The 12,261-nt window shown below is 39.0% G+C and carries 8 protein-coding genes; 3 read left to right on the top strand and 5 right to left on the bottom strand.

Going from position 1 to position 12,261, the window contains the following annotated elements:
• Nucleotides 1-10 precede the first annotated feature (10 nt).
• The gene (locus tag HH214_RS06595) at nt 11-1,084 is read right to left on the bottom strand and encodes an endo-1,4-beta-xylanase (protein ID WP_169606572.1); all 1,074 of its coding nucleotides are present in this window, start codon (nt 1,082-1,084) and stop codon (nt 11-13) included.
• A gap of 855 nt (nt 1,085-1,939) precedes the next feature.
• Here HH214_RS06595 and HH214_RS06590 point away from each other — a divergent pair.
• From HH214_RS06590 to HH214_RS06580, 3 genes are all read left to right on the top strand, one after another.
• Complete coding sequence (locus tag HH214_RS06590; RefSeq protein WP_169606571.1) at nt 1,940-5,056, top strand: SusC/RagA family TonB-linked outer membrane protein; 3,117 nt, start codon at nt 1,940-1,942, stop codon at nt 5,054-5,056.
• Nucleotides 5,057-5,074: 18 nt separating this feature from the next.
• Nucleotides 5,075-6,898, top strand: a complete 1,824-nt coding sequence (locus tag HH214_RS06585) for a RagB/SusD family nutrient uptake outer membrane protein (RefSeq protein WP_169606570.1) — start codon at nt 5,075-5,077, stop codon at nt 6,896-6,898.
• Between the two features lie 69 nt (nt 6,899-6,967).
• A complete protein-coding gene (locus HH214_RS06580; RefSeq protein ID WP_169606569.1) occupies nt 6,968-8,653 on the top strand; it encodes an endo-1,4-beta-xylanase in 1,686 nt (561 codons plus the stop codon).
• 376 nt (nt 8,654-9,029) lie between these two features.
• Here HH214_RS06580 and HH214_RS06575 read toward each other — a convergent pair whose 3' ends face one another.
• The 4 genes from HH214_RS06575 to HH214_RS06560 form a co-directional block, all read right to left on the bottom strand.
• Nucleotides 9,030-10,298, bottom strand: coding sequence for a BamA/TamA family outer membrane protein (locus HH214_RS06575; protein ID WP_248282224.1), 1,269 nt, complete (start codon nt 10,296-10,298; stop codon nt 9,030-9,032).
• Between the two features lie 105 nt (nt 10,299-10,403).
• Nucleotides 10,404-10,979 (bottom strand): NUDIX domain-containing protein, encoded by a 576-nt coding sequence (locus tag HH214_RS06570; protein WP_169606568.1) that lies wholly within the window; start codon nt 10,977-10,979, stop codon nt 10,404-10,406.
• Nucleotides 10,980-11,122: 143 nt separating this feature from the next.
• Nucleotides 11,123-11,422, bottom strand: coding sequence for a YMGG-like glycine zipper-containing protein (locus HH214_RS06565; protein WP_169606567.1), 300 nt, complete (start codon nt 11,420-11,422; stop codon nt 11,123-11,125).
• A gap of 104 nt (nt 11,423-11,526) precedes the next feature.
• On the bottom strand, nt 11,527-12,261 hold the full coding sequence (locus HH214_RS06560) for a metallophosphoesterase family protein (RefSeq protein WP_169606566.1): 735 nt from the start codon (nt 12,259-12,261) through the stop codon (nt 11,527-11,529).

The following is a 12,261-nucleotide window of genomic DNA, read 5'->3' as shown; positions in this document are numbered from 1 at the left end:
AGGTTTTAAGTTACTTTTTGAAATTAGTTACCTCATAAAAGGCCTTTTTAGGTTGGAGGTTAGTATCAAACAACAACGGGAAGTTTTTGCGGCCAGCTACCGGATAGGTATCTAACCAGGTATAACGGTCGGATATGTTCCAGAAAGTAACACCGGTAATATCTTTTTTATACTGCCTGAAAACATCAAATACCTCTTTGTATTTGGCTGTTTGTTTTTGCTCTAGTTCAGGGGTGTATTCGCCTTTTTCACCGGGGCGTAGCTCACGTCGTTCTTTCTCCCAAGGGTAAATAGAAACATCCAGTTCTGTAATTTGCACTTTAAGGCCCAGTGAGGCAAATTTTTCAATAGTGTTACGTAACTCGGTTGCTGATGGCTCGTAAACCGACCAATGTGCCTGTAAGCCTACCGCATTGATGGGAACTTTAGCATCGATCAGCTTTTTAAGCAGTCGGTAAATGCGTTCCAGTTTTTCAGGACGTTCGGTATTATAATCATTATAAAAGAGAACCGCTTTAGGGTCGGCTTCGTGGGCATATTCAAAAGCTTTGGCAATAAAGTCTTCACCGCAGATTTGGTACCATGGACTGTTACGTAAAAACTGTGTCTTGTCATCAGCAATAGCTTCATTAACCACATCCCAAGCATATATTTTGCCTTTATAGCGGCTTACTACCGTTTGGATATGATCATGCAAACGCTTTAATAAAACAGCTTTAGTTACCTGATGACCTAAGCTGTCTTTAAAAATCCAGTTGGGCGTTTGTTCGTGCCAGCACAAGTTATGACCACGTACACGTAAACCATGGTGTTGTGCAAAATTGACTATGGAATCAGCATCACGCCAGAAATACTGGTTTTCCTGCGGATGTATAGGCCCCATCTTCATGGCATTTTCAGGTGTTAGGCTGTTAAATTGCTTAATAATAAACTCAGCTTCTGGCCCGGCAAGGTTACGTGGACCTACGGCTACCCCAACAGGGAAGTAGTTCTTATAGTAATCCTTTAAGCCCATATCTGAATTGTGCGGAGCTTTTTGTGCTGCTGCATGCTGCCAGCCTGTTAAACCCATGCATGCTGCCATGCAGGTTTTTCGTAGCCAATTCTGAAGCTTTTTTTTAGGTAGATAAAAGGTGTACATAATGGTAATTGGTAAATAATTTTACATCATGCCATAAGCCGGTATAGCAACTCAATGCTAAAAGCTACAGCCTTATTTAATTTAGTAGGAGGTTTTATAATGGCGTTTATACTGCAAATAAATTCTTGTTTGCAATCGATTGCAAATATATCATTATATTGATAGGAAGCAACAAAAACAATGCTTTAATAATGAAAAAAGATGTTGGTATGTGCTGGTTATTATGTGGTTAAACATTTAAGTGAAATGCTGCTATTGCGCTATCAATAAAAAAGTGATAAGGCGCATTTTTATTATAATTCAAATAAGGCTAATTAAAATTTATAAGATTTTTAAAAAGATTTAAAATTGATTGTGAGTATATCGGTAAAGTAGATGATTTAACATGAAAACTGTTTTTTCAAAAAAGTAATCGATTGCAAAGAATTATTTGCAATCGATTGCAAATTTAATTTTTCTTTCTACTTTTAGCCTGTAGAAACCATTATAAGTCCTTTTGATTCATAGTTTATTGCTACTGGTGTAGCGAGATAAGTGCTGATACCTAAAGAAGGATTACTGGACTTTGATTAACCAATTAATAAACACAACTGCTAACTATATAAAGGAATAATTATGATTAAACATCGACACTTTTTGCATTCACGCCAATCCAGTAACTGCCGAATCTCACTTATCTAGGTAGTACACAATTTTCTTTATAGGTAATCCAAATTTTACTTACTGGGATAACTATGCCCCGAACAAAGTATAGAATAACTACGCAAGCCACTAAGAACCAATAACTTTTAATTAATTATGGAAAAAATTAGACTTTTTAAATGTTGGAAAGCATTGCTTTTACTACTCAGTATCAGCATGTTTTCCATATCAGTGTACGCTCAATCTAGAAGCGTTAGCGGTACTGTAACCGATGAGAAGGGAGAGCCCCTGATTGGCGCTACAGTAAAGTTAAAGTCTGGTGGGTTAACTACCTCAACCAATATCAACGGGCAGTTTACCTTGAATGTGCCTAATAATGAAACCGCATTGAATGTGTCTTATGTAGGATATATTGATCAGGAGGTAGCTATCAATGCACAAAGCAATAATCTTAGAGTTAGACTGTCTACCAGTGCCCGTAACCTGAATGATGTAGTGGTAATTGGTTATGGTACACAACGTAAAAAAGACGTAACTGGTGCGGTATCTTCTATTAGTGGTAATGATTTAGCAGAAGTACCCGCAGCAGCTAACGTAGTTAACCAGTTACAAGGTCGTATTGCTGGTTTAGATATTCAAAGTAATGGCAGTACACCGGGTTCACAAGGTCAAATCCGTTTGCGCGGTGAGCGTTCATTTGCTACTTCGCAAGGTGCTGCCGATCAAACCAATGGACCACTGTTTGTGGTGGATGGTGTACCTTTTATTGGGGGTAGCTTAAACGATATTAATCAGGATGATATTGCTAGTATTGATGTATTAAAAGATGCTTCAGCTTCAGCTATCTATGGCTCAAGAGCATCGGGCGGTGTAGTATTAATTACTACTAAACGTGGTAAAGCTGGCCGCACTCAGGTTGCCTATAGTGGTAATTATGGCTTTAGCAAAATTATTGGTGAGTATCCATTCATGAATGCTTCTGAATATGCTGCATTCAAAGAGCAAACCATTGTAGGTAGCCCAAGTCAATCTACATCGTACCCATTAACCCCTGCTGAACAGGCAGGTTTGGCTGCCGGTACCAATACCGACTGGCAAAAGCTGCTTTACAGAACAGGCTTTGTAACCGATAACCAACTCAATATATCAGGTGGTAACGAAAAAACGCAGTTCTCTATCAGTGGTGGTTATCACTATGAAAAGGGCGTCCAATATGCAACCAAGTTTGATCGTGGTTCATTGCGTATTAACTTAGATCATACTATTAGTAAAGTGTTCAAAGTAGGTGTAACTTCTTTTCAAGCTTTAACACATTCTAATAATACTACAGGTATTTTATACAATGCAGCAGCTATAAGCCCACTTACTTCTCCTTATAATGCTGATGGTTCTATAAACTTACTGCCCATGACTGGTTCGGTAGACCAGCCAAACCGCATTAACCCGTTAACTTTAAGAAACCCTTACATACAATCGCTTAACCGTAGATTAACTACCAATAACTTGGTTTATGGTGAAGCCAACATTTTTGATGGCTTTAAATATCGTTTAAATGCCAGTTTAGCCTATGGGCAAAATCAATATAACGGATACTCACCGGTTAGTACAGTTGTTAATACTAATACAAGTAACACCGCAACTGGTGAATCAGTAACTAATAGTGAAAACTATACTTGGTTGCTTGAAAATATAATCACTTATGATAAAGTATTTTCGCAAAAGCATCATATTACCTTTACTGGTTTATACAGTACCGAAAAAGATCATAACCAGGGTTCAGGTATAACCGGCACTGGTTTGGCAGCTGATTATCTGCAAAGCTATAACCTGTTTTATGCGAATACGGTATCTGTTACAAACAGTGCATTCAGCTACTCTGAAAGAGGTTTGATTTCTTACATGGCACGTTTGTTTTACGGCTTTAATGATAAATATTTGTTAACAGCTACTGTACGTCGTGATGGTTCATCAGTGCTGGGCTCAGGCCATCAGTATTTTACTTATCCTGCATTTGCCCTAGGCTGGAATATTGACCGTGAAGACTTTATGAAAGGTTTAACCTGGATTAATACCTTAAAGTTAAGAGCTGGTTATGGTGTTACTGCTGACCAGAATATCAACCCTTACCAAATTCTAGGTACTTTAGGTTCAAACGCCTATAACTTCGGTGCTAATGGCCAAACTGGTTACCTGGTAAACAGTTTACCTAACCCTAACTTGAAATTTGAGCATACCAACAATATTAATATCGGTATTGATTTTGGCGTACTAAATAGTCGTATCACCGGTAGCATTGATGTTTACAGCCAAAAAACTTATGATATTTTGCAGGTAGAATCACTGCCAGCCAGTAATGGTGCCGGTAATACTACGGTTAATGCCGGTAATTCAAAAGGTAATGGCCTGGAAATTAGCTTAAGTTCAGTTAACCTGAGAAGCAAAACTGGCTTAAACTGGACCACCGACTTCAATATTGCTTTTCAACGTAACTCTATTACTGCTTTACATGACAATTTGCTATCAGACATTAACAATGGCTGGTTTGTAGGTCAACCTTTCAACGTAATTTATGATTACAAAAAGATTGGCATCTGGCAACAAAGTGAAGCAGGACAAGCTGCTGTATATGGCGCACGCCCGGGGCAAATCAAAATAGAGGATGTGAACCACGACAATAAGATTGATAATAATGACCGCCAGATACTGGGAAGTTATCAACCAAAGTTTACAGCAGGCTTAACTAACCGTTTTAGCTACAAAGGTGTTGATTTGTCGTTTGTAACTTTTGCCCGTATTGGTCAAAAAGTAGCGGTAACTTACCTTACCGGTGATTCAGGTGGTTCAGGTTTTCCATTTTTTGACGTAGGTCGTGTAAACCAGATTAAAACTAATTATTGGACTCCAACTAATCCAACCAACGATTTTCCACAGCCTGATGGTGGTACGCCAATTAACGGCAGTACGTTGCAATACCGTAATGGTTCATTTATCAAAATGCGTAGTATCAATTTAGGTTACACCATCCCGGGTACAGTACTTAAACATGCAGGTCTGAGCTCATTAAGAGTTTACGCAACTGTAAATAATCCATTTATTATTTATTCTCCACTGGTTAAAAGTGGCTTAGGCATCGATCCCGAAGGTAACGGTTATGGTAACCAATTGGCAGGTGCATCAGGCTTTAGCTCTAATGCTTTAGGCCGTGCTATTACTGTTGGTTTAGCTAATCCAACAGCACGTACCTGGTCAATCGGTGTAAATGCAAGATTTTAACAGTATAAAATAAAAGACATGAAATCATATAAAAAAATAGCGATTTTACTTACTGCTTTGGGTACATTAAGTGTATCTAGCTGTAAAAAACTACTCGAACAAAGCCCTAAGGCCAACATAACTCCTCAGTTTTTTACAACATCAGGTGGCGTATTAGGTGGTATTACAGGTGTTTATTCTGATTTACGTAACTTGTGGGGTACTGAAGGTTTTCTTTATTATTGCCAGTTCGGTGTTGATGAAAATATTGTAGCCGGTGGTTCAAGTACAGGAGGTAATGCTTTCGCCACTTACAATAATTATGTACGCAATTATACTGACGTTTATAATGCTTTATACGGCTTATTCAGTATTGCTTACCAAGATATTAATACGCTGAATGGTGTGCTGCAATATGGGCCTACTGCCTTTACTGATGTACCTACCCGTACTGCTTATTTAGCACAAGCCAAATTTCTGCGGGCGTTTTATTACTATCATTTAGTTGAAACCTTTGGTGCAGTACCACTACACACCACATTTATTACAGAGCCGACACTTTCAGATTCACGTGCGCCTATCGCTGATGTATATGCTCTAATCATCAAAGATTTAACAGAGGCTTCTACTGAACTGCAAAGCAGACCGGGTGAAACTATTGCTTCAACGGGTGCAGTTTCACCTTTTAGTGGACATGCTGCTACAAAGGCTACTGCATTATATTTGTTGTCTAAGGTGTATTTAACTCGTGGTTGGTCAAGTGCTGCACAGCCCAATGATTTTCAGAATGCTTTAACAACTGCACAAAGCTTAATTAACAATAGGGCCAATTATGGTTTTCCTAATGGTAATATTGGTTTATATGCAAACTATGCGGATGCTTATAATCCCGCTAATGATGCAAATAATACAGAAGACTTATTTGCTGTAGAGCATAGTACTGATCCAAAATATGGTGATTATTCAGCTTCTCCATCAAGCGGTAAGGTAAACGGATGGGCATGGTTTTTCCGACCTAACTATCCAACTGTAAACGCAAGTTATCCGTCAAGTGCTAACGGGTCTCCTGTTATGACACGTGATTTGACTAATGGCCGTCCATTCTTCCGTTGTCGTCCTAACTTTGAATATGTTGATAATATAGCTTTTGCAGATAAAACCAACGATTTTCGATACTGGAATACTTTCCAAACTACATGGATTGCTAATAATACTGGTGTAACTACACCACGAGGCACACTTACTGTAGGTACCGATACGGCTATATGGATGCCTCCTTATGATCCGGGTGCAACCAAGCGTGCCGCATTTAAAGGTGTTATCTTTATGCGCCCTAGTCTGGCTACTGCTGCTCAAGGCACTAATGCTAACCCTTTTACAACATCATTCTTTCCGTCAATTAAAAAGTTTGATGACCCTAATCGTCCTAACGTAAATGATGCTTCACAGCGTCCTAATGTGCTGTTCCGTTTTTCTGAGGTGTATTTGATTGCTGCTGAAGCAGCTTTCAAAATGGGAGATAATGCTACTGCGGCTGCCATGATAAATGTGTTAAGAACACGTGCGGCTGCTCGTCCTGCAGGTGCTCCTGCTGCTCCGTCTAATGCAGTTACTAATATGCAGATTACACCAGCACAAGTTACTATTGATTTCATTCTGGATGAGCGTAGCCGTGAATTGTATGGTGAATCATTAAGATGGTGGGATTTAGTACGTACCCAATCATTAGTGCGCCGCGTAAAACTATATAATACTGAAGCTGCTAACAATGTTCAAGACTTTGAAGTGTTGCGCCCAATACCTCAAACTGAAATTGACTTAGTTACTATAGGGCCAAAATTTCCGCAAAACCCTGGCTTTTAATTTTATATATTAACCTATACAGGCTATGCTAATATTACAGCGTAGCCTGAAATGAAAATTAAATAAAAGATGAAAAGATATTTACAAAACGCAGGATTAGCTTTACTGGCTACTACGGCTATGTTAAGTACTTCCTGTAAAAAGAATGCTGATTTTAATAGCCTAAGTACTGGTAATTATACTGATACCAGCGGTACTTTAAAAGCACTTACGGCATCAGCTTTTCCTAATATGGGTATGGCTGTAACTTATACTCCTATGTCAACTATACCAGCATATTTGGCTACAGTAAAAAGGGAGTGTAACAACGTAACTTTTGGTAATGAACTAAAAGAAGGCTCGGTAGTACAAAATGATGGAACTTATAATTACGCTACAGCCGACGCTTTGTACAAAATCTGTACTGATAATGGCTTAAGTGTGTTTGGCCATAACCTAGTGTGGTACTCGCAACAAAATGTTACTTACTTAAACAGCTTGATTAGTGCGCTTGTAATTCCGGGAAAAGGCGGAACACCTGCTCCTAATTTACTGGCTAATTTAAATGGTGATTTTGAAACTGGTAGCGGCAATAACTTTACGGGTTGGAGTAATCTGGCAGGCAATTCATCGTCAGCTACATACACAGCAGTTTCAGGTAACAACTCTAATCGGGCTTTACAGGTTAACGTAGCTACAGCAGGAGCTAATGCTTATGATGTACAATCAATAGGGCCAACTTTTGCTGTAACTGCAGGTCACAACCTTACTGTTACCGTTGATATTAAAACTACCAACACCAGTGGGAAGGTTAATATTGTTTTGCAGAATACAACTACTGGTTACTATTCACAACAAGTTATAAGCCCTACATCAACTTCATTTGCTACTTATACGGCTACTTTTACCGGAGTATCAGATGCTGCACCAAGCATCCGCTTAAATTTTCCTTCTTCTGGCAATTACACTATTGATAATATAATTATTCAAGATCCTAGTCAGGGTATGTCGGCAACAGGTGCAACACAACCTACTACTGCTCAGATTGCAGCTGTAATTCAGCCTGAAATGACTAAGTACATTACTACAACATTGCAACGCTATCCTAACATTAAAGCTTGGGATGTAGTAAATGAGCCATTGCTGGATAATGGTCAGGTTCGTACTAATACTAACTTTACAGCTTCTGCTACTCAGTTTTTGTATGCGCAATACTTAGGCAATAAATATCAGGACAGCTATATCACAAAAGCATTCAAAGCAGCTAGAGCAGCAGCACCGAATGATATTTTATTTATTAACGATTATAACTTGGAATATGCTACTGTAAAAACAGATTCTCTGGTAGCTATGGTTACAGCTTTAAATAAATATGGTGCAACTATTGATGGTATTGGTACGCAAATGCACATTACTTTAGGCCAAAACTTAAACAACATTGATTATATGTTCAAAAAGCTGGCTTCAACTGGTTTAAAAATCAGGGTTTCAGAATTGGATGTTGTAATTAATGGTGCTAAAACCAGCCCGTTTGTGCCTACAGCTACCTTATTATCTTACCAGGCAGCTATGATAAAATATGCTATTAATTCTTATATCACTAATGTTCCGGCCTCACAACGTTATGGCGTAACTGTTTGGGGCGTTTCAGATACCGATAGTTGGCTTAACACCAAGGCATCTCCTGATGCGCCTCTGCTATTTGATGCTAATTATGTTAAAAAGCCAGCCTATGCCGGCTTCAAAGCAGGCTTAACTCCAGGATCTGTTCAATAGTATTATTGAATTAACTGTTTTCTAACAAAAGCTGCCATAAAATGGCAGCTTTTGTTGCTTAAGCTTAGTAGTAAACTCTACAGATATCGAGTTAGGTTTGATGATAAGTAAGTACAAGGTGTGATTAGTAGTTCTGCACAATAAGTCTGTTTCATGTTTTCTTCCTATATACATGGAAAATGGCTGGTATTTAAAAGGACCGACATGGTTATTTAAATATTATAGATTTATCAATGTAACTATATAGACACAGGAAACAAAGGAATACAAGGCTATTTAAACAGCAGAAGAGTTTAGTTAAGGATTGGTCTGAACAAGTGAAAAGTATTAGGTAGAGGAGGATATAGCAGATTTAAGCAATTGTAAATAGCAATATTTAAAAAGCTTCGCCTAAAGCTAAACGGAAGGTACGGTAACCGCTGCTAAAGCCATAATCAAGTGCAATGTTGGTGTTTGATTTTTTATTGAACTTGATACGCAAACCAGCGCCACCCGCTGGATGGATATAGCTAAACTGACGGGTATCAGGCTCGGTAACAGAAGTAGCATTGGCAAATACCACAAAGCCGAGTAGGCCGTTGTTGGTAATTCCTCTACGGTATTCGGCTTCGGCATAAATCAAGCCTTGTCCACGATACCTATTTTGTTCAATACCCCGGCCTGAACGGTTAAATACATCCCAACCTATACTGGGTAAGCTTAAGTAGGGTGTACCTTTATTTAGTGTAGTCCAGTAATAAGTCCAGAAGGCTAATGTATTTTGCTTTTGTGCGGTATTGTGGCTTAAGGCTACATACTTGCGCATATCCAGATAAACGGATTGCCATAGGTTATTGCCCCCAAATACCGTCGAACTCATGCGGTAAATTAAATTAGCATAGCAACCCGGCATAGGGTTGATGGAGTTGTTGCGGGTATCGTATAATAAATTAAGGTTGGGGCCTGATGAAAATGACCGGTCATCTAAGGCTGCATCCAATTTGTTGAATTGTGATTTAGGTAAACCTGTATTTTCCAAATCGGCAGAAACACCAAAATGATAATCCATGGCATAACCTACCCCTGCAAAGAAGTAAGGTTTAATACGGCGTAAAAAACCTTGATAAAAGCGCAAGTATTTATAATCTATACGCGTACGGTTACTGGAAGGCTGGTTGCCGCCTAAACCCCAGGTATCTTGCGGATAAACCATCAAGCGGGTGTCGCCCGTAAGTAACCATTTATTATTAGCAAACCAGATGTTAGACCGAAAAGGCAGGCCATACCGGCCTCTAAAGTTAAAATACGGCGTAAAGGAAATGCTGGATAATTTCGTGTTGTCAGGATCGCCTAAGTAAAAGCCAGCAGTAGTTGAAGTTACAAACGCTTGCCCAGGGCCCATTGATCCACTGGCTGCAGGTAAAAAGGAAAAATAAATTTTGTCGTTGCTGATTTGAGCCGGCCTTGTGCTATAACCCGGCATAAAGAACGTTTTAAATACGTCAATCAAATCTTTTTGTGGTACGCTATCTCTGCGTATAGTCGGATAGCCTGCTCCGGAGTAGTTGGAATCAGCATCCTGAGCCTGTAAACTTACAGGAACTAAGCCTAAGAGAAAGATAAAAAAAAGACCTTTGCTTAAAAGGCTATAGTTAATCCAGCGCACAAATAGTTTATCAAACTTCAGTTAACAATTGGTTTACAGGTGTTTTGTAAATCTAAATAACTGTGCTGATAAAACGTAAAAAATATTACAAAAGTTTTACAATTTTTATTTATAATATAAAAAGTAATGTTGTAGTACTATTACCGTTTTTGCATCATTAACGGCACCTTGTTTTAACTTTTCGTAAGCTTCATCAAAACCTATCTCGAGTATGGTTATATCTTCTCCTTCGCCTTTTGCGCCGCCGCCTTCACCCTGCTTCATGGTATCATTGTAAGGAGCTATAAATAGATGTATATACTCAGTAATACCGCCACCCGATGTATATACTGCACCCACTTTGTTCAGGTCAGCTATTTTATAACCCAGCTCTTCATTAACTTCGCGTATAGCAGCTTGGTCGGGTGTTTCTCCTTCATCAATCAAGCCTGCGCAGGTTTCAACAAGGTAGCCTTCATCGTTGCCGTTTAGGTAAGTAGGTAATCTGAATTGGCGGGTGAATAGAAAAGTTTTTAGTTCAGCATTGTACAATAATACAGCTACTGCATCAGGGCGGAAGTAAACTTCATTTTCCTGAGGGTGCATTGCCCCTTTGGTATCCGGTTTCTGGAAGGTATAATATTTAAGTGGAAATTTCCGATCAGACAAAGTTTCACAATTGGTAATTTGTATCTCAGCCATAACGTGCTTTACGAAAGCAACAACGAGGCAAGAGTTAAGTTTAAAGAAGCGTTAGATTATAACTTAATATAAAACAATAAAGCCCGTATTGTGAAATACAGGCTTTATACAAACTTTAGATAACAGGAATATTAAATTTATTATTAATGACGGCGACGGCTGTAATAAGTATGATGTGCACGGTAATAAGCAGCATGTCTTTTATGTACGTTTCTGCGATGTTCGTTACCAATAATGTAACCACCACCGGCACCAATAGCACCACCAATTAAAGCACCTTTAACACCGTGGCCAATTAAACCGCCAGCAATGGCACCACCAGCACCGCCAATTAAAGCACCTTTAGCTTGGCCGCTCATTCTTCTGTGTTGTGCAAGTGTATAATTGCTGCTGGCCAGTATCACTGAACTAATCAGCGTAATTAACAAAATGATCTTTTTCATAGAATTGTGTATTTATATATTTAAGTAGATGCAAATATGACTTAATGGTTTAACGTGTATTTAACAATATTTGTTAATAAACTGTTTTATGGTATGATATATTTTTAAACTTCCAGTAAATAATATGGATAATCATAACCCGCTTTAACCAAAATAGGTTTGGCTACATTGAATATTTTAATGTCGCTATTGAGGGTGCCTTCCAGTGTGCCAGCATGGGCATGTCCATGAAAAGCAGCAATTACTTTATTCCGGATTAGCGGTTCAGCTAAACGTGATGAACCTAGAAAAGGATAAATTTCAGGTGGCTCGCCTACTACAGTAGCTTTGATAGGGGCATAGTGTAATACAGCTATTTTCTTGGTAATTTGGCTGCCATCCAGCACATTTAAGGCCCGTTCCAAATGCAGGCTTTCATCAACGGCTTCCTGAACAAAAGCTTTATTAGCATCTTCGCCAAACATGGTAAGCAGGTAACGGTCAAAACCGCCGCCAAAGCCTTTTACACCGGCAAAGCCAACATCACCAATTACTATAGCCTCACCATCCAGTATATGCACGTTAGAGTTTTGCAGCACTTGCCTGATTAATTTGTGACGCCCTTTTTCGTAATCATGGTTACCCAGTACGCAAACTACTGGTATAGTGCAAGCGCGTAGTTCTTCAGCTAATACTTTAGCTTCGTCTTCATCACCGGTATCAGTTAAGTCGCCACAAATCAGTAATACATCAGCACGAGCCGATATTTCACGAAAATAATCTACCCATTTGCCGCGGTCTGTTTCTCGAACATGTATATCGCCAACGGCAGCAATGCGGGTTACTTTTTTCTCTTCCAT

Origin of the sequence: Mucilaginibacter robiniae (genome assembly GCF_012849215.1) — a bacterium.
GTDB classification, from domain to species: Bacteria; Bacteroidota; Bacteroidia; order Sphingobacteriales; family Sphingobacteriaceae; genus Mucilaginibacter; species Mucilaginibacter robiniae.
Note: the sequence above shows the minus strand (reverse complement) of the source record. Positions and strands in the feature narration are given on the sequence as shown.

Excerpts from the sequence above, each read along its gene's own strand:
- HH214_RS06595 (WP_169606572.1), bottom strand. The coding sequence starts at position 1,084 with ATGGCAGCATGCATGGGTTTAACAGGCTGGCAGCATGCAGCAGCACAA.
- HH214_RS06590 (WP_169606571.1), top strand. The coding sequence starts at position 1,940 with ATGGAAAAAATTAGACTTTTTAAATGTTGGAAAGCATTGCTTTTACTA.
- HH214_RS06585 (WP_169606570.1), top strand. The coding sequence starts at position 5,075 with ATGAAATCATATAAAAAAATAGCGATTTTACTTACTGCTTTGGGTACA.
- HH214_RS06580 (WP_169606569.1), top strand. The coding sequence starts at position 6,968 with ATGAAAAGATATTTACAAAACGCAGGATTAGCTTTACTGGCTACTACG.
- HH214_RS06570 (WP_169606568.1), bottom strand. The coding sequence starts at position 10,979 with ATGGCTGAGATACAAATTACCAATTGTGAAACTTTGTCTGATCGGAAA.
- HH214_RS06565 (WP_169606567.1), bottom strand. The coding sequence starts at position 11,422 with ATGAAAAAGATCATTTTGTTAATTACGCTGATTAGTTCAGTGATACTG.
- HH214_RS06560 (WP_169606566.1), bottom strand. The coding sequence starts at position 12,261 with ATGGAAGAGAAAAAAGTAACCCGCATTGCTGCCGTTGGCGATATACAT.